The organism is Streptomyces sp. NPDC047130, from assembly GCF_040643475.1.
Lineage (GTDB): Bacteria > Actinomycetota > Actinomycetes > Streptomycetales > Streptomycetaceae > Streptomyces.
On sequence record NZ_JBEYUK010000002.1, the window covers coordinates 503476 to 526586 of the forward strand.

The 23111-nt window shown below is 73.9% G+C and carries 19 protein-coding genes and 2 tRNA genes; 2 read left to right on the plus strand and 19 right to left on the minus strand.

All coding sequences use genetic code 11. The features are described 5' to 3' along the window. Nucleotides 1-73 precede the first annotated feature (73 nt). Nucleotides 74-1948 (plus strand): long-chain fatty acid--CoA ligase, encoded by a 1875-nt coding sequence (locus ABZ836_RS04835; RefSeq protein ID WP_361139256.1) that lies wholly within the window; start codon nucleotides 74-76, stop codon nucleotides 1946-1948. A gap of 547 nt (nucleotides 1949-2495) precedes the next feature. On the opposite strand, the gene holA is transcribed toward ABZ836_RS04835, so the two are convergent. The 17 genes from holA to ABZ836_RS04920 all read right to left on the minus strand — a co-directional run bounded on the left by holA (nucleotide 2496) and on the right by ABZ836_RS04920 (nucleotide 20002). Next, the gene (gene holA, locus ABZ836_RS04840; RefSeq protein WP_356136337.1) at nucleotides 2496-3488 is read right to left on the minus strand and encodes a DNA polymerase III subunit delta; all 993 of its coding nucleotides are present in this window, start codon (nucleotides 3486-3488) and stop codon (nucleotides 2496-2498) included. 46 nt (nucleotides 3489-3534) lie between these two features. Then, a complete protein-coding gene (locus ABZ836_RS04845) occupies nucleotides 3535-3780 on the minus strand; it encodes a hypothetical protein (protein ID WP_356136339.1) in 246 nt (81 codons plus the stop codon). 66 nt (nucleotides 3781-3846) lie between these two features. Continuing rightward, nucleotides 3847-4728 carry a YceI family protein gene (locus ABZ836_RS04850; RefSeq protein ID WP_356136340.1) on the minus strand — a complete coding sequence of 294 codons (882 nt, stop codon included), beginning with the start codon at nucleotides 4726-4728 and terminating at the stop codon, nucleotides 3847-3849. Between the two features lie 183 nt (nucleotides 4729-4911). After that, nucleotides 4912-7440 (minus strand): ComEC/Rec2 family competence protein, encoded by a 2529-nt coding sequence (locus tag ABZ836_RS04855; RefSeq protein ID WP_361139260.1) that lies wholly within the window; start codon nucleotides 7438-7440, stop codon nucleotides 4912-4914. Further along, a complete protein-coding gene (locus ABZ836_RS04860; protein WP_361139263.1) occupies nucleotides 7437-8210 on the minus strand; it encodes a ComEA family DNA-binding protein in 774 nt (257 codons plus the stop codon). Before ABZ836_RS04860 ends, ABZ836_RS04855 begins: the two co-directional genes overlap by 4 nt. Before the next feature lie 883 nt (nucleotides 8211-9093). Next, on the minus strand, nucleotides 9094-9939 hold the full coding sequence (locus ABZ836_RS04865) for a DegV family protein (protein WP_356136346.1): 846 nt from the start codon (nucleotides 9937-9939) through the stop codon (nucleotides 9094-9096). A 222-nt stretch (nucleotides 9940-10161) separates the two neighbouring features. Beyond that, nucleotides 10162-10896 carry a hypothetical protein gene (locus ABZ836_RS04870; protein ID WP_356136348.1) on the minus strand — a complete coding sequence of 245 codons (735 nt, stop codon included), beginning with the start codon at nucleotides 10894-10896 and terminating at the stop codon, nucleotides 10162-10164. A gap of 234 nt (nucleotides 10897-11130) precedes the next feature. Beyond that, complete coding sequence (gene leuS, locus ABZ836_RS04875) at nucleotides 11131-14007, minus strand: leucine--tRNA ligase (protein WP_361139268.1); 2877 nt, start codon at nucleotides 14005-14007, stop codon at nucleotides 11131-11133. 269 nt (nucleotides 14008-14276) lie between these two features. After that, nucleotides 14277-14349: transfer RNA gene (locus tag ABZ836_RS04880), tRNA-Ala, on the minus strand. 125 nt (nucleotides 14350-14474) lie between these two features. Continuing rightward, entirely contained in the window at nucleotides 14475-14708 is a 234-nt protein-coding gene (locus ABZ836_RS04885) for a hypothetical protein (protein WP_108955357.1), read from the minus strand. Between the two features lie 151 nt (nucleotides 14709-14859). Further along, a complete protein-coding gene (locus ABZ836_RS04890) occupies nucleotides 14860-15675 on the minus strand; it encodes a hypothetical protein (protein WP_361139271.1) in 816 nt (271 codons plus the stop codon). 135 nt (nucleotides 15676-15810) lie between these two features. Continuing rightward, nucleotides 15811-15883, minus strand: a tRNA-Ala gene (locus ABZ836_RS04895). A gap of 110 nt (nucleotides 15884-15993) precedes the next feature. Further along, nucleotides 15994-16671: a histidine phosphatase family protein gene (locus ABZ836_RS04900; RefSeq protein ID WP_356136481.1), complete on the minus strand. Its 678-nt coding sequence runs from the start codon at nucleotides 16669-16671 to the stop codon at nucleotides 15994-15996. Beyond that, on the minus strand, nucleotides 16665-17114 hold the full coding sequence (rsfS, locus tag ABZ836_RS04905; RefSeq protein WP_356136354.1) for a ribosome silencing factor: 450 nt from the start codon (nucleotides 17112-17114) through the stop codon (nucleotides 16665-16667). Before rsfS ends, ABZ836_RS04900 begins: the two co-directional genes overlap by 7 nt. 161 nt (nucleotides 17115-17275) lie before the next feature. Then, a complete protein-coding gene (locus tag ABZ836_RS04910) occupies nucleotides 17276-19084 on the minus strand; it encodes an LCP family protein (protein WP_361139275.1) in 1809 nt (602 codons plus the stop codon). 16 nt (nucleotides 19085-19100) lie between these two features. Continuing rightward, nucleotides 19101-19754, minus strand: a complete 654-nt coding sequence (gene nadD, locus ABZ836_RS04915) for a nicotinate-nucleotide adenylyltransferase (protein WP_356136358.1) — start codon at nucleotides 19752-19754, stop codon at nucleotides 19101-19103. Nucleotides 19755-19840: 86 nt separating this feature from the next. Next, entirely contained in the window at nucleotides 19841-20002 is a 162-nt protein-coding gene (locus tag ABZ836_RS04920) for a hypothetical protein (RefSeq protein WP_356136360.1), read from the minus strand. Between the two features lie 160 nt (nucleotides 20003-20162). On the opposite strand from ABZ836_RS04920, the gene ABZ836_RS04925 reads away from it, so the two are divergent. Then, on the plus strand, nucleotides 20163-21176 hold the full coding sequence (locus ABZ836_RS04925; protein ID WP_356136483.1) for a M48 family metallopeptidase: 1014 nt from the start codon (nucleotides 20163-20165) through the stop codon (nucleotides 21174-21176). Between the two features lie 55 nt (nucleotides 21177-21231). On the opposite strand, the gene ABZ836_RS04930 is transcribed toward ABZ836_RS04925, so the two are convergent. Further along, nucleotides 21232-22341 carry a hypothetical protein gene (locus tag ABZ836_RS04930; RefSeq protein WP_361139278.1) on the minus strand — a complete coding sequence of 370 codons (1110 nt, stop codon included), beginning with the start codon at nucleotides 22339-22341 and terminating at the stop codon, nucleotides 21232-21234. A gap of 84 nt (nucleotides 22342-22425) precedes the next feature. Continuing rightward, nucleotides 22426-23109, minus strand: a complete 684-nt coding sequence (locus tag ABZ836_RS04935; protein WP_356136364.1) for a hypothetical protein — start codon at nucleotides 23107-23109, stop codon at nucleotides 22426-22428. Nucleotides 23110-23111 lie beyond the last annotated feature (2 nt).

The window sequence follows — 23111 nt, forward strand, 5'->3', positions numbered from 1 at the left end:
AGCCAGCCGCACCAGCAGCCGTCAGTAGTGGCCGAGCCGGCCGCACGCACTGCCGCGGGCCCCGGAGGATGTCGTGAGCGACACACAGACCCAGATCGATAACCGTCCGCCGAGTGTGGCGAACCTGTTCCTGGAGCGCGTGGAGGCCACGCCCGAGGCCGAGGCGTACCGCTACCCCGTACCGGCGTCCTCCGGGCAGGGCCCCGACGAGTGGCGGTCGCTCACCTGGAAGCAGGCCGCGGACCGCGTCTTCGGCATCGCGGCCGGCCTGATCGACCTGGGCGTGGGCCCGGAGGAGCGGGTGGCGCTGGCCTCGGCCACCCGTGTGGAGTGGATCCTCGCCGACCTCGGCATCCTCTGCGCGGGTGCGGCCACCACCACGGTGTACCCGTCCACCAACGCCGAGGAGTCGGCGTTCATCCTCTCCGACTCGGACAGCAAGGTGCTGATCGCCGAGGACGCCTCGCAGGTCGCCAAGGCGCTGGAGAAGAAGGCGGAGCTGCCCTCGCTCACCCACATCGTGGTCGTCGACGCCCAGGGCGTGGAGACCGACGACACGGTCCTGACGCTGGAGGACCTCGAGCGGCGCGGTACCGCGCTGCTGGAGAAGTCCCCCGAGGCGATCAAGGAGCGGGTCTCCGCGATCACCAAGGACCAGCTCGCCACCCTGATCTACACCTCCGGCACCACCGGCCGCCCGAAGGGCGTGCGCCTGCCGCACGACAACTGGGCCTACATGGCCAAGGCGATCGCCGCGACCGGCCTGGTCACCACGGAGGACACGCAGTACCTGTGGCTGCCGCTGGCGCACGTCTTCGGCAAGGTGCTGCTCTCCAGCCAGGTCGAGACGGGTCACGTCACCGCGGTCGACGGGCGCGTCGACAAGATCATCGAGAACCTGCCGGTGGTCCGCCCGACCTACATGGCGGCCGTCCCGCGCATCTTCGAGAAGGTCTACAACGGTGTGGCCGCCAAGGCCCGGGCGGGCGGCGGCGCCAAGTACAAGATCTTCCGCTGGGCGGCCGAGGTGGCCCGCGAGTACGGCAAGGTCACCCAGGAGAACTACCGCCGCACCGGCAACGCCACCGCGCCGTTCACGCTCTCCCTCAAGCACGAGATCGCCGACCTGCTGGTCTACAAGAAGATCCGCGAGGCCTTCGGCGGCAACCTGCGCGCCTGCGTCTCCGGCTCGGCGGCCCTGGCCCCGGAGATCGGCTACTTCTTCTCCGGCGCGGGCGTGCACATCCTCGAGGGCTACGGCCTCACCGAGTCCTCGGCCGCCTCCTTCGTGAACCCGGGCGAGGCCTACCGCACCGGCACGGTCGGCAAGCCGCTGCCCGGCACCGAGGTCCGGATCGCCGACGACGGCGAGATCCTGCTGCGCGGCCCCGGCATCATGCAGGGCTACCACAACCTGCCGGACAAGACCGCCGAGGTCCTGGAGGAGGACGGCTGGTTCCACACCGGCGACATTGGCGAGCTCTCCACCGACGGGTACCTGCGGATCACCGACCGCAAGAAGGACCTGATCAAGACCTCCGGCGGCAAGTACGTCGCCCCGGCCGAGGTCGAGGGCCAGTTCAAGGCGATCTGCCCGTACGTCTCCAACATCCTGGTGCACGGCGCCGACCGCAACTACTGCACGGCGCTGATCGCCCTGGACGAGGCCGCCCTGATGGGCTGGGCCGCGGAGAACGGGCTGGCCGGCAAGTCGTACGCGGAGGTCGTCGCGCACGCGGAGACGGTGGCCATGGTCGACGGCTACGTGCAGCGGCTCAACGCGGGTCTGCAGCGCTGGCAGACCATCAAGAAGTTCCGGCTCCTGCCGCGTGACCTGGACGTGGAGCACGGCGAGATCACCCCGAGCCTGAAGCTGAAGCGGCCGGTCGTCGAGCGGGAGTACGCCCACCTCATCGAGGAGATGTACGAGGGCGCCCGCGAGGCCTGACCCGCCCGCACACGGCGGCGGGGCCGCAGGGGAACGCCGCAAGGCCCCCGCTGCGGCCCCGCCGCCGTTCACGTCCTCCCCGCCGGGGGCTTGCTTGCGCGGCGCCGCGCGCCCGGCGTGATCCTCAGCCCGCCGGACCACGCCACCGCACCGGCCGGACTCCCGCACTTCCCGGCCGGGGCCGCCGCGGCTCCCGCCCAGGACCATCGCCGCTCCCGCCGAATGCCGTGGCCCCCACCCAGGCCACCGTGAGTCCCACCGGAGCCGTCGCGGCTTCCCCCAGGACCGTCGCGCTCCCGCCGGGCTGCCGTGGCTCCCGCGGGCTCCGGGCGGGGCCATCGTGGGTCCTGCCGGGCCTGCCGCCGCCCGCGCGGCTCCCGCCGGACCACGCCACCGCACCGGCCGGGTTCCCGCACTTCCCCACCGGGGCTGCCATGACCCCCGCCGGGGCCGTCGCGGCTCCCGCCGAATGCCGTGGCTCCCGCCCAAGCCACCGTGGGTCCCGCCGGATCGTCGTGGGATCGCGTTCGGGTCGTCGTGGCTCCGGTTACGGGCGGGGGGCCTGGGGGCGGGCCGCGCGGGCGATGACGTGGACGGCCTTCTCGAGGGCGTACGCGGGGTCGTCCCCCGCTCCCTTCACCGCCGCGTCCGCGTCGGCGACGGCCCGCAGCGCCACGGACACCGCGTCCTGGGACCAGGTCCGGGCCTGCCGCTTGACCACGTCCACCTTCCACGGCGGCATGCCCAGCTCGCGCGCCAGGTCGGCCGGACGGCCACCGCGCGCGGACAGCAGCTTGCCGATGCCCCGCACCCCCTGGGCCAGCGCGCTGGTGATCAGCACCGGCGCGACGCCCGTGGACAGCGACCACCTCAGCGCCTCGAGCGCCTCGGCGGCCTTGCCCTCGACGGCCCGGTCGGCGACGGTGAAGCTGGAGGCCTCGGCACGGCCCGTGTAGTACCGGCCCACGACCTCCTCGTCGATGGTGCCGTCGATGTCGGCGACCAGCTGGGAGGCGGCGGAGGCCAGCTCCCTGAGGTCGCTGCCGAGGGCGTCGACCAGCGCCTGGCACGCCTCGGGGGTGACGGACCGCCCGGCGGCGCGGAACTCGCCGCGGACGAAGGCGAGCCGGTCGCCCGGCTTGGTCATCTTCGGGCAGGCGACCTCGCGGGCCCCCGCCTTGCGGGCCGCGTCCAGCAGGCCCTTGCCCTTGGCGCCGCCCGCGTGGACCAGCACCAGGGTGATCTCCTCGGCGGGCGAGCCGAGGTACGCCTTGACGTCCTTCACGGTGTCGGCGGAGAGGTCCTGCGCGTTGCGGACGACCACGACCTTGCGCTCGGCGAAGAGCGAGGGGCTGGTCAGTTCGGCGAGGGTGCCGGGCTGGAGCTGGTCCGGCGTGAGGTCGCGGACGTCGGTGTCCGCGTCGGCGGCGCGGGCTGCCGCGACCACCTCCCGCACGGCGCGGTCGAGGAGCAGGTCCTCCTGGCCCACGGCCAGGGTGACCGGCGCGAGGAGATCGTCGTGAGCTGTTTTCCTGGCCATCCGCTCCAGCATCCCACGCGCCGCCGACAGCCCGGCCGGGGTCCGGTCAGGGCTCCTCGCGCCAGCCGTCCCACTCGGCGGCGTACTCGTCCAGGGCGGCGGGGTCCAGTTCCTCGTCCTCGTCGGCCAGCACGACCAGCCACTGGGCGTCCTCGGCGTCGTCCTCGCCGGCGAGCGCGTCCCGCACGATCCGCGGTTCCTCGTCGACGCCGAACCGCTCGCCGAGCGCCTCGGCCGCCTCCTCCGCGGCCTCGCGGTCGGGCAGCACCAGCACATGTCTCACATCGTTCACGCCGACATTTTGCGGCACGCCCCACCGGGCCCCCGTGGCACCCCCGTCCTGGCTCGTGGGGGCGAGCTAGCCCTTGGGGACGATCTGGACGTCCAGGTCGATGCGGATGCTGGGGCCGACCACCGCGATCCCGCGGGCGACCATGGCCTGCCAGCTGACCGTGAAGTCGTCACGGTGCAGCTCCGTGGTGGCCCGGCAGGCGGCACGGGTCTCCCCCTCCAGGCCGGTGCCGACGCCCAGGTACTCGGTCTCGAGGGTGACGGTGCGGGTGACGCCGTGCAGCGAGAGGGCGCCGACCACGTTCCAGCGGCCACCGCCCTGGTGCACGAAGCGGTCCCCGTAGAACTCCAGCGTCGGATAGTTGGCGACGTCCAGGAAGTCGGCGGAGCGCAGGTGGTCGTCGCGCATCCGGACGTTGGTGTTGATGGAGGTGGCGTCGATCACCACGTGCATGGCCGACTCCTCCATGCGCTCGCCGATCCGCAGGGCGCCCGCGAAGTTGTCGAACCGGCCGTGGACCCGCGCCAGCCCGATGTGGCGGGCGGTGAAGCCGATGGTGGTGTGGCTGGGGTCGATCTCCCAGTCCCCGGGCCCCGGAAGCTCCGGCGGCGGGGCCAGGTGCAGCCGGATGTCGCCCAGGGAGGCCAGCTCGCCCTCCACCACCTCGACCGACGACCGGTGGGGCAGGAAACCCTCCGCGGACACCGCGACCGTGTACTCGCCGGGCGGCACCGTGGCGACGAAGCTGCCGAACGGGTCGGTGCCGCCGCCCACCGCCTTGCGGCCGTGCGAGTCGGTCAGGGTGAACGCCACGTGCGGGACGACGTCGTCCACCAGGTCGAGCACCCGGCCGGCCACCACGCCGGCCCGGGCGGGTATCCGCAGCCCCGCCAGCGGTCCGGCGTCCGTCGTCGTGGTCCTCCGGCTGCTCAACCAACGACCGATCATGATCGGTGACACCCCTGTTCGTTATTTCCGCGTGACAGAAGCATTCGATCACTATCGATGCCTTCTGAGCAAAAATGTGCGTGGCGTGAAGGTTGCGTAGAAGAGCCACTTTGTGTTACCCGGGGTTGCCGGTCACGTCGGTCACGTCGGTCCCGTCACGTCGGTCCCGTCACGTCGGTCCCGTCACGTCGGCCCGGACGCGGCGACCCGCAGGGCGCCGTTCCGGCCGGTGACGGCCAGCGCGCCGTCCCGGTCGGTGCGCAGCACCCGCGCTCCGCCGGCCTCCAGCGCCGCCACGGTGGACGGGGCCGGATGACCGTACGGGTTGTCGCGGCCGCAGCTGATGAGCGCCAGCCCGGGCGCCAGACGGCGTATCAGTTCCGGGTCCTGGTGGGCCGAGCCGTGGTGGGCGACCTTGAGGACGTCCACGCCGCCCCGCTCCGCGAGGAGGGGGGAGGCGGCGAGCGCCCGCTGGGCCGGGGGCTCGAGGTCCCCGAGCAGCAGCAGCCGCAGACCGGCCGTCCGCACCAGCAGGGTGACGCTGGCGTCGTTGGGGTTCGCCGCCACGCCTCCCCCGCCGGCCTCGGGCCACACCACCCGCCACCGCAGCCCGTCCCCCACCCGCCTCTCCTGTCCCGCGACCGCGGAGGTGACGGGGACCCGCGCCGCCGCCGCGGTCCGGTGGACGAACTCCGCCTGGTCGGCGGGTTCGGCGTGCCCGGTGGCGGCGATCTCCGCCACCGCGCGGCCCCGCAGCACACCGGGCAGCCCCGCCACGTGGTCGGCGTGGAAGTGGGTGAGCAGGACGAGGGGGACGCGCCGCACGCCGAGCTCGGCCAGGCAGCGGTCCACCGGCCGGGGCTCGGGCCCGGCGTCGACCACCACCGCCGTGCCGGGGCCGGCGTTGAGCACCAGCGCGTCGCCCTGCCCGACGTCGCAGACCACCATCCGCCAGTGCGGCGGCGGCCACCCGGTGACCAGGCGGGTCAGCTGCGGCGGCCGCAGCACCGCGACGGCCAGCAGCAGTCCGCACCCGGCGCAGAGCAGCGGGCGCCGGGGCAGCCTCCGCAGGACGGGCAGCGCCGCCACGGTGACGGCGGCCAGGAGCGCGGCCCCGCCCCATCCGTCGGGCCAGTCGACGCCCGCGCCCGGCAGGCCGGCCCCGGCCCGCGCCACGTCGACGACCCACCCGGCGGGCCACGCCGCGATCCCCGCCAGGAACTTCGCCACCGGTATCGCCACCGGCGCGGTGAGCAGGGTGGCGAAGCCGAGGACGGTGGCGGGGGCGACGGCGAACTCGGTGAGCAGGTTGCAGGGGACGGCGACCAGGCTGACCCGCCCGGAGAACACCACGACCACCGGCGCGCACACCGCCTGTGCCGCGGCCGCCGCCGCCAGCGCCTCGGCGAGCCTGGGCGGCACCCGGTGGCGGCGCAGCGCCACGCTCCAGCGGGGGGCGAGCAGCAGCAGCGAACCGGTGGCCAGGACGGAGAGCAGGAAGCCGAGGCTGCGGGCCAGCCACGGGTCGTACAGCACCAGCAGCAGCACCGCCGCCGCCAGCGCCGGCACCATGGCCCGCCGCCGCCCGGTGGCGAGGGCGAGCAGCACCACCGCGCCGCAGGCGGCGGCCCGCAGCACGCTCGGGTCGGGGCGGCAGACGAGCACGAAGGCGAGGGTGAGCGCGCCGCCGAGGATCGCGGTGGTCCGCAGGGTGAGGCCCAGGCGGGGCGCGAGGCCGCGCCGCTCGGCGCGCTGGGCGAGGCCGGGCGGCCCGAGCAGCAGGGCCAGCAGGATGGTCAGGTTGGAGCCGCTGACGGCGAGGATGTGGGCCAGGTCGGTCTCCTGGAAGGCGTGGTCGAGCTCCGGTGTGATCCGTGAGGTGTCGCCGACCACCAGGCCCGGCAGCAGGGCCCTGGCATCCGGTTCCAGGCCGTCGGTGGCCTCCCGCAGGCCGGCCCGCAGCCGCCCCGCGGTCAGCTGGGCCCCGGTGGGGCCGGCCACCACGCGCGGGGCGCCGCCGCCGCGTGCCGTGAGCACCGCGGCGAACCGGTCCCCGCCGGAACGGGCGGACGTCAGGCGGCCGGTGACGGCGAGCCGGGTGGAGGGCAGCAGGGCGAGCCAGCGGGCGCGGGCGTCCCCCGGGTCGGCCAGCAGCAGGACCGGGGTGCGCAGCGCGGCCCGTCCGGACGGTCCGTCCAGGCGGCGGATCTCCGCGTCGACCAGGACGGTGGGCCGTATCGGCCGGTTGCCGGTGACCCGCGGGCGGGCGAGCCGGGGGTCGGAGGTGAGCCGCACCTCGGCCGCCACCACCGCCTCGCGGGCGGCGAGGGAGGGGACGGGGCCGCTGCGGAGCTGGGCGCCGTGCAGCCCTGCGGAGGCGGCCGCCGCGGCCGCGCAGAGCAGCGCCGCGGCCACGGCGGCACGCGGCCCGGCCCGGGTCGCCGGCGGCCGGGGCCTGCCCCCGCCACCGCCGAGCAGGAGCAGGGCGGCGGCCAGACCGGTCACGGCGACCCCGCCGCTCACCCAGGACGGCGCGGGCACGGTCACCGCGGCGGTCCCCCATGCGGTCACCGCGGGAACGGCCAGCCGGAGGTCCACCGGACCCTCCTGCCGGGGATGGGACGCCCCGCGGGCCCCGGCGGCCTCGTGGGCGGGGGACCGGACGGGGACGGCCGCGTGGGCGGGGGCCCGGACGGGGAGCTGCCCGGTCATGGCCGCACCAGGTTCCGCAGGTCGGCGAACCGCCGGTCCCCGATGCCGTTGACCTCACGGAGCTCCTCCACCGAGCGGAAGCCGCCGTTGCGGGTGCGGTGCTCGACGATGTGCCGGGCCAGCACGGGCCCCACTCCGGGCAGGGTGTCGAGCTGTTCCACGGTCGCGGTGTTCAGCGACACGGGCGCCGTGGGGCCGCCCGCTCCCGCGCCGGGGGCGGCCCCGGCCGCGGCCTGGCCCGGTGGGGGCGGCGCGGCCCCGGGCGGCGGGTCGACGCCCACGAGGAGCTGTTCACCGTCGACCAGGAACCGGGCCCGGTTGAGGGCCCCGGTGTCCGCGCCCGGCCGGGCCCCGCCGGCGGCCCGCAGCGCGTCCTCGACCCGGGACCCGGCGGGCAGGCTGTGCACCCCGGGGTCGCGCACCTTGCCCGCGACGTCCACCACGATCGGCGGCGCGGTGGCGTGCCCGGCCCCCGCGGGACGGGGCCGGAAGGGGCTCGGTTCCGCCGCGGTGACGTGCTTCGGCGGGGCGACGGGCGCGGGCCGGGCGGCCAGGTGGTGCTGGAGCGCGAGGGCGACGGCCAGCGCGAGCAGTGCCGCGAGGGCGACGACACCACGCCGGTGCAGCGCGCAGGTCGCCCGCAGCCACGGCGGCAGCCGGTCCCGCAGGCCCTCCGCCCAACCGCTCCCCGCCCGCCGTCCCTCGGCCCCGCCGCCCTCCTCGCCCCAGGACGGGTGCGCGGACGGCGCCGGGACGGACGGCGGCTGCACCGACCGGCTCTCCCCCGGCGGCACGCCCGGCAGGAACCCGCCGTGCGGGGAGGACCGGTACCGGGCGTCGACGCGCCCGCGATCCGGTGGCACCGGCGGGGACGCCGCCCCTCCCGGCGGCGTCGCGAACAACGCCGCCGCCCGGTTCCGGGTGGCGTCGGCGGCCACCGGGACCCGCCGGTGACGACCCCGGCCCGGACCACCGGAGGCGGCGGGCACCGGAGGACGCCGTGCGGTGCCCGGCCCGCCACGCGGCTGAGCGCGCAACGCGACCGGAGGGCCGGCGGACGCGTCCGCGGTGGCCGTGGGCCGCGCCCCGGCAGGGGGCGCTCCCGGACGGGTGGCGGCACGAGGTGCTCCCGGCGGAGCGGTGCCGTACGCCGAACCGCGTGGAGCCGCCCCCGAGGCGGTCGGACGCGCCGCCGGGGGCGGCACGGGCGGCACCACTCCTGGCGCCCGCGGGGGCCCGGTGCGGCGCGCCCAGGAGGGCGTCGCCCCCGCAGCCGGCGGTGGCCCTGCCGCGCCGGCCCCGGGCGCGGGCCCGGCGCGGAGCGGCGTGCGCGCGCCGGGCTGCGGCGCGGGAGGAGGCGCAGGACGAGACGCTCCGTGCGGTGCCGGACGAGGCGCCTCACGGGACGCCTCACGGGACGCCTCGAAAAGTGCCTGACGCCCTGCCTGACGAGGTGCCGTGTGAACGGTGGTTCCCGAGGTCATGGGCCCAGGATCCGCCTTTGCCCCACCCCGCGATGATCAAGGTCGAAACCTGTGGACAACCGCGCCCGTTGTGGACAACCGCGTCACCGTGAGGAGATCACCGCCGGAAGATCACCGCCGGAAGATCACCGCGGGAAGATCATCCCGCGCGGAAATCACCGCCGGGAGATCACCGCGGGGAGATCACCACGGCCAGCAGCCCCGGCCCGGTGTGCGCGCCGATCACCGCACCGACCTCACTGACGTGCAGGTCGGCGAGGCCCGGCACGCGGGCGCGGAGCCGGTCCGCGAGGGCCAGGGCCCGTTCGGGGGCGGCCAGGTGATGGACCGCCATGTCGACCTCCGCCGCGCCCGCCCGCTCGGCGGCGATCTCCTCGAGCCGCCCGATGGCCCGCGAGGCCGTGCGCACCTTCTCCAGCGGCTCGATCCGCCCGTTCTGCAACTGCAGCAGCGGCTTGACGGCCAGGGCGGAACCGAAGAACGCCTGCGCCGCTCCGATGCGCCCACCGCGCCGCAGGTACTCCAGGGTGTCGACGTAGAGGAACGCGGACGTCCCGGCGGCCCGCTTCTCCGCGGCCGCGGCCACCTCGTCCACGCCGCCGCCCGCCTCGGCCGTCTCGGCGGCGGTCAGCGCGCAGAACCCCAGCGCCATCGCGACCATGCCGGTGTCCACGACCCGGACCGGCACCGGCGCCTCCCGCGCGGCCAGCACGGCCGCGTCGTAGGTGCCGGAGAACTCGGCGGACAGGTGGAGCGAGACGATCGCCGAGGCGCCGGTCTCCGCGATCCGCCGATAGGTTTCCGCGAACACCTCGGGGCTGGGCCGTGACGTGGTGACGGGCAGTTTCCGGCGCAGCGACTCCGCGAGGGAGCGGGCGGAGATCTCGGTGCCCTCCTCCAGCGCCCGGTCGCCGAGGACCACGGTCAGCGGGACGGAGGTGATCCCGTGCCGCGCCGTCGTCCGGGGCGGCAGGTAGGCCGTGGAATCGGTGACGATCGCGACATGGCGGGACATGGATGGGAGGTTACCTGCCGTACTTCCCGCCCGGCATACCACCCCGGTGACGCGGGCGTTACGGCGCCGGAGCCGCGGCGCCCGAGGCCCGGCGCCCACGACGACGGCCGACCGGACACCGCGAGGGATCAGACCGCCCGGAATCAGACCGCCCGGGATCCGACCGCCCGGGAATCAGGTCGCCCGGGGATCAGGCCGCCCGGACATCAGGGCGCCCGGGGATCAGGTCGTCCCCTCCGGGCGGGCCTGGGTCTGCTTCTCCCACGAGTACGGGTTCCGCGGCCGCGACGGGTCCAGCGCCGCGCGGTCCACGCGCGGGTCCGGCCGGGACGGGTCCGGCTGCACCTGCGGCTCCGGACGGGTCCTCGGGTCGGGCTGCTCCGTCCGCGCGGCGGACGGCCGGTCCTCCTCCGTCCGGTCCCAGTGCCGCAGCGCGCCCGCCTCGACGTCGATCTGGGCGCTCAGCGACTCCAGGTCGTCGTCGGCGAAGCGCCGCGCCCGGTCCCGGGCGGCCCAGCGCAGCGAGTCGGCCGAGCGGACGATCTGCTCGGTGCGCTCCCGCAGGGACGGCAGCCGCTCGGCGAGGGTGGCGCGGTCGGGCTCCGACTGGAGGCGCTTGAGGTCGTCGTCGAGCTCACGGCCGTGCACGCCGAGCCGCTCGAACAGCGACCGGGTCTCCTGCAGCGAGGCGTCCTCCGGGGACCCGGCCTCCAGCGCCTCCTGGGTGGCCCGCATCGACGTGCGCAGCTTGAGACGCAGGTCGGCGAGCTCGCCCACGGGGCCGGGCTGGGCCAGCGAGCGGGCGCGCAGCGTGGTGTCCTCGACCGTGCGGCGGGCCTGGGTGATGGTGCGGTCCACGCCGCGCCGGGCCGCGCCGACGGCCTTGACCGTGCCCCAGGCGGCCAGCGAGACCAGCACCAAGAAGATCACCGCGATCACGGCAAGGATCACATCCACCGCAGTTCCTCCTTCGCGCCCGGCCGCCCGGTGCGGGAATCGGTTCCCACACCACTCTCCCACGGTAAACGCCAGGGGCAGGTCCGGAGTTCCTCGGAACCCCGGACCTACCCCTGATCATTCCCCGGATCCGCAGGCCCTGCGTCCCCTAGGGGCCGCATGCCCGCCGGATCCGGGCCCACTCCTGGTTCGCCGCTCGTCCGTCACGGCTCGCCCACGAGCACCGCTCTCCCGTCACGCCGGGACGATGTTGACCAGCTTCGGCGCGCGGACGATCACCTTGCGGACACCGGCGCCGCCCAGCGCCGCGACGACCCGCTCGTCGGCCAGCGCGATCTTCTCCAGCTCCTCCTCGGAGACGGACGGCGGCACCTCCAGGCGCGCCTTGACCTTGCCCTTGATCTGGACGACGCAGGTCACCGTCTCGTCGACCACGTACGCCGGGTCCGCGACCGGGAAGTCCTGGTGGACGACCGAGTCGGTGTGGCCCAGGCGCCGCCACAGCTCCTCGGCGATGTGCGGGGCCAGCGGGGCCACCATCAGCACCAGCGGCTCGGCGACCGAGCGCGCCACCGGGCCGCCGGTCTTGGTCAGGTGGTTGTTCAGCTCGGTGATCTTGGCGATCGCCGTGTTGAACCGCATGCCCTCCAGGTCCTGGCGGACGCCGTCGATCGCCTTGTGCAGCGCGCGCAGGGTGTCGTCGTCGGCCTGCTCGTCGACCACGGTGACCTCGCCGGTCGCCTCGTCGACGATGTTGCGCCACAGCCGCTGCAGCAGGCGGTACTGGCCGACCACCGCGCGGGTGTCCCAGGGGCGGGAGACGTCCAGCGGGCCCATCGCCATCTCGTACAGGCGCAGGGTGTCGGCGCCGTACTCGGCGCAGATCTCGTCCGGGGTGACGGCGTTCTTCAGGGACTTGCCCATCTTGCCCAGCACCCGGGAGACCTTCTCGCCCTGGTACCAGTAGGCGCCGTCGCGCTCCTCCACCTCGGCGGCCGGCACGGCGATGCCCCGGCTGTCGCGGTAGACGAAGGCCTGGATCATGCCCTGGTTGAACAGCTTGTGGAACGGCTCGGCCGAGGAGACGTACCCCAGGTCGAACAGGATCTTCGACCAGAACCGCGCGTACAGCAGGTGCAGCACCGCGTGCTCCTGGCCGCCCACGTACAGGTCCACACCGCCGTGCGGCATGCCCTCGCGCGGACCCATCCAGTACTGCTCGATCGCGGGGTCGACCAGCTTCTCGTCGTTGTGCGGGTCCAGGTAGCGCAGCTCGTACCAGCAGGAGCCGGCCCAGTTGGGCATGGTGTTGGTCTCGCGGCGGTACTTCTTCGGCCCGTCGCCCAGGTCCAGCGTGACGTCGACCCAGTCCTCGTTGCGGGACAGCGGGGTCTCCGGCTGGGTGTCGGCGTCGTCCGGGTCGAAGGTGCGCGGCGAGTAGTCCTCGACCTCCGGCAGCTCCAGCGGCAGCATCGACTCGGGCAGCGCGTGCGCCACGCCGTCCTCGTCGTAGACGATCGGGAACGGCTCGCCCCAGTACCGCTGACGGCTGAACAGCCAGTCGCGCAGCCGGTAGTTGACGGTGCCCTCGCCGATGCCGTTCTCGGCCAGCCAGGCGGTGACGCGGGCCTTGGCCTCGACGACGCCCAGGCCGTCCAGGGAGACGTCGTCGCCGGAGGAGTTGATCAGCTCGGCGTCGTACGCGGCGAAGGCGTCGTCCCACTCGGCCGGGTCGGTGGAGCGGCCGTCGGTGGGCTCGACCACGCAGCGCATGGGCAGGTCGAAGGCGCGGGCGAAGGCGAAGTCACGGCTGTCGTGGGCCGGGACGGCCATGATCGCGCCGGTGCCGTAGCCCATCAGCACGTAGTCGGCGATGAAGACCGGGATCCGCTCGCCGTTGACCGGGTTGGTGGCGAAGACGCCGGTGAACACGCCGGTCTTGTCCTTGGCCTCGGCCTGCCGCTCCACGTCGGACTTGGAGGCCGCCTGCGCGCGGTAGGCGGCGACCGCCTCGGCCGGGGTGGCGTGACCGCCGGTCCAGGCCTCGCGGGTGCCCTCCGGCCAGGCCGCGGGGGTGAACTTCTCCACCAGCGGGTGCTCCGGCGCCAGCACCATGTAGGTGGCGCCGAACAGGGTGTCCTGGCGGGTGGTGAAGACGGTGATGGCCTCCCCGTCGACGGGGAAGTCGACGCGGGCGCCCTCGGAGCGGCCGATCCAGTTGCGCTGCTGCATCTTGATCGCCTCGGGCCAGTCCAGCCCGTCCAGGTCGTCCAGCAGGCGGTCCGCGTAGGCGGTGATGCGCATGTTCCACTGGCGCAGCCTGGCCTTGAAGACCGGGAAGTTGCCGCGCTCGGAGCGGCCGTCCGCGGTGACCTCCTCGTTGGCCAGCACGGTGCCCAGGCCGGGGCACCAGTTGACCGGCGCGTCCGAGGCGTAGGCCAGGCGGTACTCGCTCAGCAGGTCGGCGCGCTCGACGGCGGACAGCTCGGACCAGGCGCGGCCGCCGGGGACCTCACGCTCGCCGCTCTCGAACTGCGCGACCAGCTCGGTGACGGGGCGGGCCTTGCCGGCCTCGGGGTCGTACCAGGAGTTGAAGATCTGCAGGAAGATCCACTGGGTCCACTTGTAGTACTCCGGGTCGATCGTGGCGAACGACCGGCGCTTGTCGTGGCCCAGGCCCAGGCGGCGCAGCTGCGCCTTCATGTTGGCCATGTTGGCCTCGGTGGAGACCCGCGGGTGGGTGCCGGTCTGCACCGCGAACTGCTCGGCGGGCAGGCCGAAGGCGTCGAAGCCCAGGGTGTGCAGGACGTTGTGCCCGGTCATCCGCTGGTGGCGGGCGTAGACGTCGGTGGCGATGTAGCCCAGCGGGTGGCCGACGTGCAGGCCCGCACCCGACGGGTACGGGAACATGTCCATGATGAACTTCTTGGGGCGTGCGGCCAGCTCCGGGTCGCCCGCCAGGTCACCCGACGGGTTCGGGGCCTCGTAGGTCCCGTTCTCGTCCCAGAAGTCCTGCCAGCGTGCCTCGATCTCGGCCGCCAGCGCGGCCGTGTAGCGGTGCGGCGCGACCTCCGCCGGTTCGGCGGCGGTAGCGGGGTTCGTCTCGCTCATGATCTCAAAGCTCCTGATCGACGTCGTCTCTGCCCAGCGGTGCCTGCGGTGCGGAAATGAAAAAGCCCCTCGCACAGGAGGGGGCGCCGCGCCGATGCCGGCCACGGTTCTCGTGGTGGCCGGGACTGATCAGCGCGGCTAGCTAAGCAGAAGGCGTACGGCACGCATGGCGTCAGGGTACCGCAGCCCTCGGGAGCGCTGCGACGGAGTTCGGGACCCGGGAAACACGAAGGCGGGCCATCCTGATCGGATGACCCGCCTTCTCACTGTGGAGCTAAGGAGAATTGAACTCCTGACCTCCTGCATGCCATGCAGGCGCTCTACCAACTGAGCTATAGCCCCTTGCGCTGTGTCGTCCGGGCTTCCCTCGCGGTTCCCCCGGCGACACAGAGAACATTACATGACCGTGGGGGCCGGACACCAAATCGTTTCCGCTCTGTCCGTTTATGCCCGTTAAGTCGCGCGGCTCAGGCGGTTTCGAACGAGTAGAAGCGCTTCAGCGTGCAGAGCTCGTCGAGCAGCCGGCCGTAGATCGGCTCTCCCTCGAGTTCACGGTAGGTCTCGATGGGATCGCCTTTTATGATCAGCGCCCTGGCGCACTCCTCGCACCAGTACTGGTACTCCTCGTTGACCGGCTCCATGTCCCGCACGATCGGTGTGCCGCTGCCGCACCAGTCGCACTTTCGGCGGTGTGCCCCCACGCGCCACTCCCTCCCGTCGGGCCGCGGTCCCCTTCCGGCCGTCCGATTCTGCCACGGGGCCCGGCGCCCCCACCGGGACGACGCCGCGGCCGCCGAGCCCGATACCAGGCTGATACGAAAAGATCCCGTCCTTGCGGACGGGATCCCTTCCCTACTGCACGTCCACGTAGTCGCCGCTCGAGGTGCTGGCGCCGGTGGTGGTGTTGCCGTAGTACTTCCAGCGCCAGGTGCCGTCCTCGGTCGCCTTCACCGTGGTCCTCAGGACGCCGCTGCTGTTGGCGGTGACCTTCTTCACCGTGGTGTACGCCGAGGAACCGGCCGGCTTGAACTGCAGGCTCACCAGCCGCCCGCCGTAGTTGTCGTACCGGTGCTCGGTCCAGTTGGCCCGCTGGACGGTGCCCTTGACGGTGATCGTCCCGCCCTCGGCCACCGGCTCCGGCGACGCGTTGTGGCTCTGGACGCGGGAGTTCCGCTGCAGGGTGACGGTGGCGGACGTGGTGTCCTGGTCGTACCCCTTCTCGTACCGTCCGCCCAGGCCGAAGGTCTTCCACACCGTCGCGTCGCTGTTCACGAGGTCGTCGTTGGCGGTCTGGGTGGATATCCACCGCGGATCGACGCTCACCGTCTCCTCGCAGCGGTTGTACGTGTAGCCGGAGCTGACGGTGGTCGAGCAGCCCCACCGGATCCAGGAGTTGACGAGCGCGCGCTCGCTGTTCGTACCGAGGGTTCCCCGGTAGGCGTTGATGTCCCAGAAGTCCAGCTTCACCGTGCTCCGCACGGTGTAGGTGAGCGGCACCTCGACCGGGTGGGTGGTGCCCACCACGATCGGCTCTCCCTCGTTGAAGACGATGTTCGAGAAGGAGATGTCGCCCTCGGCCGCCTGCGCGTTCGGCGCGCCGAGCAGCACGGCGGCGAGCGCCGTCGTCCCCGCCAGGAGGACACGGCCGAGCTGTGCGGTTCTGTTCATCCCGCCCCTGGTTCTGTGAGAACGCCGGTCGGTTGTCGGCCGGCGGCTGGAACTCTAGATCATCGGGAAAGGAGACCATCATGAAAAAACGACGATCCCGCCCGGTCGAGGTGACCGGGCGGGATCGTCCGAGTGTGGAGCTAAGGAGAATTGAACTCCTGACCTCCTGCATGCCATGCAGGCGCTCTACCAACTGAGCTATAGCCCCTTGCCGTTCTCCCCCGCACCGCGGGGCGAACGAGTAGAACTCTAGCCTGTGACCAGCCGAAAAGTGAAATCGGCGGTCCCGGGCCCCCGGCTGGGGCCCGGGGGAGGCCGTCAGGTGTCGTCGCCGAGCACCGGTTCGGGCAGGGAGCCCGCGTTGTGCTCCAGCAGGCGCCAGCCGCGGGCGCCCTCGCCGAGGACGGACCAGCAGCAGTTGGAGAGGCCGCCCAGCCCTTCCCAGAGGTGCGCGTCGAGGCCCAGCAGCCGGCCGATGGTGGTGCGGATCGTGCCGCCGTGGCTGACCACGACCAGCGTGCCGTCGACGGGCAGCTTGTCGGCGTGCCGCAGCACGACCGGGGCCGCCCGGTCGGCGACCTCGGTCTCGAGCTCGCCTCCGCCGCGGCGGACCGGCTCGCCCCGCTTCCACGCCCGGTACTCCTCACCGTGCCGGGCGAGGATCTCGTCGTGGGTCAGGCCCTGCCAGACACCCGCGAAGGTCTCCCGCAGTCCCTCCTCCTGGACGACCTGCAGGCCGGTGAGGGCGGCCAGCTCGGAGGCGGTGTCCGCCGCGCGCCGCAGGTCGGAGGCGACGATGGCGTCGGGCGCCAGCCGCGCGAGCAGCTTGGCGGCGCGCCTGGCCTGGGCGCGGCCGGTGTCCGTGAGGTCGACGTCCGTGGTGCCCTGGAAGCGGCGCTCGACGTTCCACGAGGTCTGGCCGTGCCGCCACAGGATGATGCGCCGGCCGCGGCCGGCGTTCCTCGACGCGGCGGCTCCCCCGGCAGCCGTCACCAGTCCTCACCGTCCGCGAGTCCGGCCTCCTCCTGGGCCGCCCGCTCCTTGGCGTGCTCCTCGGCCTTGCCGCGGGTCGCCTTGGCATCCTCCGGGAGGTCCAGCTCGGGGCAGTCCTTCCACAGCCGCTCCAGGGCGTAGAAGACGCGCTCCTCGCTGTGCTGGACGTGGACGACGATGTCGACGTAGTCGAGCAGGATCCAGCGGGCGTCACGGTCGCCCTCGCGGCGCACCGGCTTGGCGCCGAGCTCCTTCTGCAGCCGCTCCTCGATCTCGTCGACGATCGACTTGACCTGGCGGTCGTTGGGCGCGGAGGCGAGCAGGAAGGCATCCGTGATCGACAGCACGTCGCTGACGTCGTAGGCGATGATGTCGTGCGCGAGCTTGTCTGCCGCGGCCTGGGCGGCGGTGGTGATGAGCTCGAGGGATCGGTCGGTGGCGGTCACTGCCTGGCTTTCCGTCGTCGGACTTCTACCCGTCCAGGGTCTCACGGACCGCCCGGGCCTCCTCACGGATCACCGCGAGGCCATGGCCACACCGGCCCTTCCCCGCGAACGGCCGGAGCCGGCCCCGCGGCGGCGGGACCGGCTCCGGGAGGACGGCGGTGTCAGGAGGCCGGCCGGTAGTCCTGACCGAGCACCACCGTGACGTCGGCGTTGGAGGCCGTGGCGCCCTCGGCGACCGAGGACTCGGGCAGGCCCAGGGTGCGGGCCACCTCGATGGCCTCGTCCTTGGCTCCGGCGTCGGCGTACCGCACCTGGGAGGCGGCCGCCGCGTCGGCGCTGCCGGCGGCGACGTAGGTGTAGCCGCCGTTGACCAGCGCGACGCGGGCCAGGTCGGCGAGCGGCTGCTCCTTGTCGTTGGTCTTGCCGCCGGTGGCGTTGCGGAGGCTGACGCGGATGCCCTCGCCGTCCTGGCCGGGGCTCTTGGCCTGGCCGCCGAGGACGTTCTCGACGACCTCCCGGCCGGCCTTCTCGCCGAGCGTGCCGTCGGTCTCCACCTGGAGCACGGTGGTGCGGTAGTCGCCGCCCTTGGCGTGGTCGGCGAGGCCGGCGAGGAAGCGGCCGAGGTCCTTGTCGGTGAGCGGCGGCTCGATGATCTGGCCGAGCGTCTGCACGGTCCTGGTCGCGCCCTCCCGGTCGGAGGAGAACTTGCGCAGGACGCCCTGCATGACCTGGCCGAACCGCTGCAGCTGCGCGCTCTGCGGCTCGCCCTGGCCGCGGTAGGTGGCGTAGGCGGCGGCCATCTTCCCGCTGAGGGTCTGCTGCTCGCCCTGGTGGACCAGCGGGCCGGCGTCCTCGCCCTCCGCCTTCGGGTCGGGCACGTCGGTGTCGGTGTCGACCTCGATGTGGCCGACGAGGTCGACCAGGTTCTGCAGGAACGGGGTGTCCAACCGCCAGGTGCCCTCGATCCGGGTACCGAGGATGGTGTCCAGGGACTCCCGGGTGCCGGAGGAGCCGTCGTCGCCGACGGACTGGCCGAGGGTGGTGGCGTTGCCGTCCTGGTCGCTCAGGGCGAGCGAGTTGGGCAGCAGCACCGCGCTGCCCTGCTGGGTGGTGGCGTTGTCCACCAGCAGCAGGGTGGAGGTGTCCTTGCCCTTGGTGTTGTGCAGGTGGACGACGATCACGTCGCGCTTCTGGGCGCCGAGCGAGGCGTCGGAGGCCTGCGCGGTGTCCGAGGAGGACAGGAAGGGCAGCTTGCCCGCGTACCAGAGGTAGCCGCCGCCGCTGACGAGCACCAGGGCGAGCACCACCAGCACGGCCGTCGTCCGGGCGCGGGCGCGGCGCTTGGCCTCCTCGCGGCGCTCGGTGCGGTTCTCGGTGAACTGGAGCCAGTCGATGACGTCCTCGGCCTCGGCCTCGGCTTCCTCGACGAAGGCGAACTGCTCGGTGTCGTACCCCGGCCCCGCGTCGCGGCGCGGGGCCGGGCCGGGGCCGCCGTGCTGCTGCGGGATGCGCGCGGTCTGCTCGGCCACGCCGGGGCGGCCCATGGGCGCGCCGGAGCCGCCGTACGGCTGGGCGCCGGGGCCCTGGCCGGGCGGGCCGGGACGCTGCGGGGGCTGCGGGGGCTGCGAGGGCTGCCGGGGCGGCTGCTGGGGGTGGGGCGGCGGGCCGCCGTAGGGCTGACCGGCCGGGGGCGCGGGCGGCTGCTGCCCGGTGCCGGGGCCGCCGGAGCCGTAGGGGTCGTGCCCGGTCCGGGGCGGCGGCTGCTGCCTGCCGTGCTGTCCGGACCCGGTCGCGTACGGGTCGTACCCGTACCCCTGCGGCGGGCCGGCCTGGGGCTGCGGGGGGTAGCCCTGCGGGCCGGCCTGGCGCGGTGCCTGCCGGTACACGGGCTGCCCGTACTCGTCGTAGCCGACCAGTTCGTACTGGCCGTCCGCGTTCCCCGCGTGTCCCGCGTCGTATCGGTCGTTCACCGGTGCCCCTCTCGGCTCACTCGCCGCGGTACAGCTGGCGCTTGTCGATGTAGCGCACGACTCCGTCCGGCACCAGATACCAGACGGGGGCGCCCTTGGCGACTCGCGCACGGCAGTCCGTGGACGAGATGGCGAGGGCGGGCACCTCGACCAGCGAGACACCGCCCTCGGGGAGCCCTGGGTCGTGCAGTATGTGTCCCGGTCGCGTCACGCCGATGAAGTGCGCGAGGGAGAAGAGCTCGTCCGCGTCCCGCCAGGTCAGGATCTGGGCGAGCGCGTCCGCGCCCGTGATGAAGAAGAGGTCCGTCTCCGGGTTGAGCGCGCGCAGGTCGCGCAGCGTGTCCGTGGTGTAGGTCGGACCGCCGCGGTCGATGTCGATGCGGCTCACCGAGAACTGCGGGTTCTCGGCGGTGGCGATGACCGTCATCAGGTAGCGGTCCTCCGCCGGGGTGACCTCCCGGTGGCTCTTCTGCCAGGGGCGGCCGGTGGGCACGAAGACGACCTCGTCGAGGCCGAAGGCGGCGGCGACCTCACTGGCCGCCACCAGGTGCCCGTGGTGGATCGGATCGAACGTCCCGCCCATCACCCCGAGGCGGCGGCGTCTGCTCCTGTCGGCCGGGCCGGCGGCCGGGACGCCGCCCGGACCGGCAGGCATGTCCTGCTCTCCCATGCGTGCAGACCCTACCGGCCCGGTCGCCCGTCCTTGACCGCGACCTCTCCCACCTGGGGTTGTGCGGCGGGATCACCCGTTCCGGTTCAGCGGTCGCGGTTGAAGCCCATGGTGATGAACAGCAGCAGCATGAGGATCACGAAGGCGCCGATGCCCGGGATCAGGGGGTTGAGGTTCATGTGGTGGCCGGTCTCGCCGCCCTCGGCGGCGAGGGTGACCAACTGCGCGGCGCTCTGCTCAAAGCTCATCTTCGGCTGGACCAATCCGTATGGGCTGGATAAGGACGTCGGCTCATCGTATGCGCCGCCGCCGGGCGGGAACCATCGGGCCCGCCCGCTCGTCCTACGCACTGCGACACCGGCCGGTCGGCCGGGGGGTGGACGGGTGACGACACGGGCGGGGGACCTGATGCCGGGCGGAGAGAACACCGAGCGCGACGGCGGGGCCGCGGCGCGCAGCCGACGACGCTTCCCGGGGCTGTCGTCCCGGGCCTACGAGCACCCGGCGGACCGCTCCGCCCTGGTGGCCCTGCGCAAGCTCAGCGGCTTCGACACGGTCTTCAAGGCCCTCAGCGGGCTGATCCCCGAGCGCAGCCTGCGGCTGCTCTTCCTGTCGGACTCCGTCCGGGTGGGCGACGAGCAGTTCCCCCACCTGCACGACATGCTCCGTGACGCCTGCTACATCCTCGACCTGCAGAAGGTCCCGGCGATGTACGTCTCCCAGGACCCGAAGCCGAGCGCGATGTGCGTGGGCCTGGACGAGCCGGTGATCGTGGTGACCACCGGCCTGGTCGAGCTCCTCGACGAGGAGGAGATGCGGGCCGTCGTCGGCCACGAGGTGGGGCACGCCCTCTCCGGCCACGCCGTCTACCGGACGGTGCTCCTCTTCCTGACCACGCTGGCGGTCCGCGTCTCGTGGATCCCCCTCGGCAATGTCGCGATCATGGCGATCGTGACGGCGCTGCGGGAGTGGTTCCGCAAGTCGGAGCTCTCCGCGGACCGGGCCGGTCTGCTGGTCGGCCAGGACGTCCACGCCTCGATGCGGGGCCTGATGAAGCTGGCCGGCGGCAACCACCTGCACGAGATGAACGTGGACGCCTTCCTGCGCCAGGCCGAGGAGTACGAGGCCGGCGGCGACCTGCGGGACTCGGTGCTGAAGATCCTGAACGTGCTGCCGCGGTCCCACCCGTTCACCACGGTCCGGGCGGCCGAGCTCAAGCGGTGGTCGTCCTCGCGGGACTTCCAGCGGCTGATGGACGGCCACTACCCGAAGCGGGAGGACGACAAGGACGCGTCGGTCACGGACGCGTTCCGGGAGTCCGCGGCCAGCTACGCGGAGACGGTCCGGACCTCCACCGACCCGCTGCTGAAGATGGTCGGCGGGGCCACCGACCGGATACGCCGGGGCTTCGGCGGGGCCTGAGACGGGGGCCGGGGCCTGAGCCGGGGCCGGGGGCCGGGACCTCGCGGCCCTGGTGTCACAGCCTGGGCATGGCCGCCGGGGAGAGGGTGCCGCACAGGCCGGCCGGGCTGGCCGCGCGGTAGGGGTCGGTGCCGGGCGGCACCGCGTCGCCCGCGCGCTGGCCGGCCAGCAGCGGCCGCAGCACCTGGTCGGGGTCTCCGGTGCAGGACAGCGGTCCGGCCTGCACGGAGGCGGACACCACCCGCACCTGCCGCAGCCGCAGGTTGTCCTGGTCGAACCGCATCCGCACCTCGCGCCGGACGGTGAACAGCGAGACCCGGTCCTCGCCCCCGCTCCCCTCGCCCGCCTTGGTGAGCGCGTAGACGAAGACGTGGTCGGCCACCACCTCGAGGGTGGCGGCGTTGCGCTCGGCGACGCGGAACGTGCCGCGCACCCGGATGTCGGGATCGGCGAGCCGGACCCGGGTGGGGTCGAGGCGGACCATCCAGCCGAGCGGGGCGGTGGCCTCGTCGGCCGATGCCCGGTCGCCGTCAGCGGCGGCGCCGCCGGTGGTCTCGCCCAGACTGCGGTCGAACTGGTCGAACTGGTCGGGGTCGAGCAGCACGCGCACCGAGCGGGTGGCGTCGCCCATCAGCACCTTCGGGTCGAGCGAGGAGCCGATCACGTAGTCGCGGGCGGCGGCCAGCGCGGCGATGACCTGGCCGTCGGTGAAGTGCTCGGTGCGCCGGGCGGGGGGCATGGTGACGCCCTTCTCGCCGCTCTCGAAGCCCCGCGCGGGGCTGGCCGCGTAGAGCCGCTCCGGGTCCGACGCCCCGGGCACCGCCTCCTGGGGGGCCAGCGGGACCACGGTGACCCGCACCGGGTCGGCGTTCCGTCGGCCGACGGACGGCAGGTCGGGGTTGCGCACGCCGAGGTAGACGGCGGTGGCGAAGGCGAGCATGACCAGCAGGGCCAGGATCAGCGCCTGCCGCGACAGCCGGCGGATCCCGCTCGGCCGGGGCCGCACCGGCGGCGCGTGGTCGGCGAGACGTTCCTGCGCGCTGTACTCCTGCAGGCGGGCAGCCCTGACGAACGATTCGTCGAAGACGACGGATCGGTACTCCTCCTCGTTGCCTCCCGCGGCGCCGTCGGGCGTGCCGTCGGGTGGCTCTCCGGGCCCGCCCATACTTTCAGAGTGGGTTCTGCCGCCTTCCGGTAAACGCGGCCGTCCGAGCCATCCGGCGCCCCGCGACGGCGGACGGGCGGGCCGTCAGGGGGTGGAGGCCGAGGCGCGCGGGACGGCCGCCGCGGGCGGCCTGGAGTACTCGGCGGAGGCCGACGGGCCCACCTCGGTGTCGGGGGCGGGCGCCGGTGTGGGCCGCGTGGAGACGGGCGGCGGGACCTGGCCGGTCTCCCCGGCGGCGCCCCGCTGGACGGCGGTGAAGGCCAGCGCGACCATGCCCATCCCCATCACCAGGGCGAGCACCCAGGCCACCGGCCGGTGCCACCGGCCGGGCCGCACGGAACCGCCCGGACGGCCGAACAGGCCCGGTGCGAAGTCGGCCGCCGCCTCGCCCCCGGGCAGGCCCGGACCGCCGGGGTCCTGGCCGGTGCGGGCGACGAAGGCGGTGCCGGCGTCGGGTGCGCCGAGACGCGGTGGGCCGTGGGCGAGGCCCAGGTCGTCGGGTCCGGGCGCCTCGTCGTGCCGGTCGTCGTCGGGCCGGGGGCCGCCGGCCCGGGCGCGGCGCGCCGCGTCCGCCTCGGAGGCCTCGGCGCGGGCCTGCGCGGCCGCCACCAGGCGCTCGACGGCGGTCGGCTCGTGGACCGGGGCCGCGCGCACGAACTCCTCGTCGAAGACCACGGGGGCGAACGCGTCGTCCTGCGCCCCGCGGTCCTGGTCGTCGTCGGGCCCTCCGCCGTCAGGGAACGGCGTGCCCCCCACGTCCTCCGCCACGG

Coding starts and splice junctions, on each gene's coding strand:
- holA (WP_356136337.1), bottom strand. CDS start 3,488: ATGGCCAGGAAAACAGCTCACGACGATCTCCTCGCGCCGGTCACCCTG.
- ABZ836_RS04850 (WP_356136340.1), bottom strand. CDS start 4,728: ATGATCGGTCGTTGGTTGAGCAGCCGGAGGACCACGACGACGGACGCC.
- ABZ836_RS04855 (WP_361139260.1), bottom strand. CDS start 7,440: ATGACCGGGCAGCTCCCCGTCCGGGCCCCCGCCCACGCGGCCGTCCCC.
- ABZ836_RS04865 (WP_356136346.1), bottom strand. CDS start 9,939: ATGTCCCGCCATGTCGCGATCGTCACCGATTCCACGGCCTACCTGCCG.
- leuS (WP_361139268.1), bottom strand. CDS start 14,007: ATGAGCGAGACGAACCCCGCTACCGCCGCCGAACCGGCGGAGGTCGCG.
- ABZ836_RS04890 (WP_361139271.1), bottom strand. CDS start 15,675: ATGAACAGAACCGCACAGCTCGGCCGTGTCCTCCTGGCGGGGACGACG.
- nadD (WP_356136358.1), bottom strand. CDS start 19,754: ATGGGAGAGCAGGACATGCCTGCCGGTCCGGGCGGCGTCCCGGCCGCC.
- ABZ836_RS04920 (WP_356136360.1), bottom strand. CDS start 20,002: ATGAGCTTTGAGCAGAGCGCCGCGCAGTTGGTCACCCTCGCCGCCGAG.
- ABZ836_RS04925 (WP_356136483.1), top strand. CDS start 20,163: ATGCCGGGCGGAGAGAACACCGAGCGCGACGGCGGGGCCGCGGCGCGC.
- ABZ836_RS04930 (WP_361139278.1), bottom strand. CDS start 22,341: ATGGGCGGGCCCGGAGAGCCACCCGACGGCACGCCCGACGGCGCCGCG.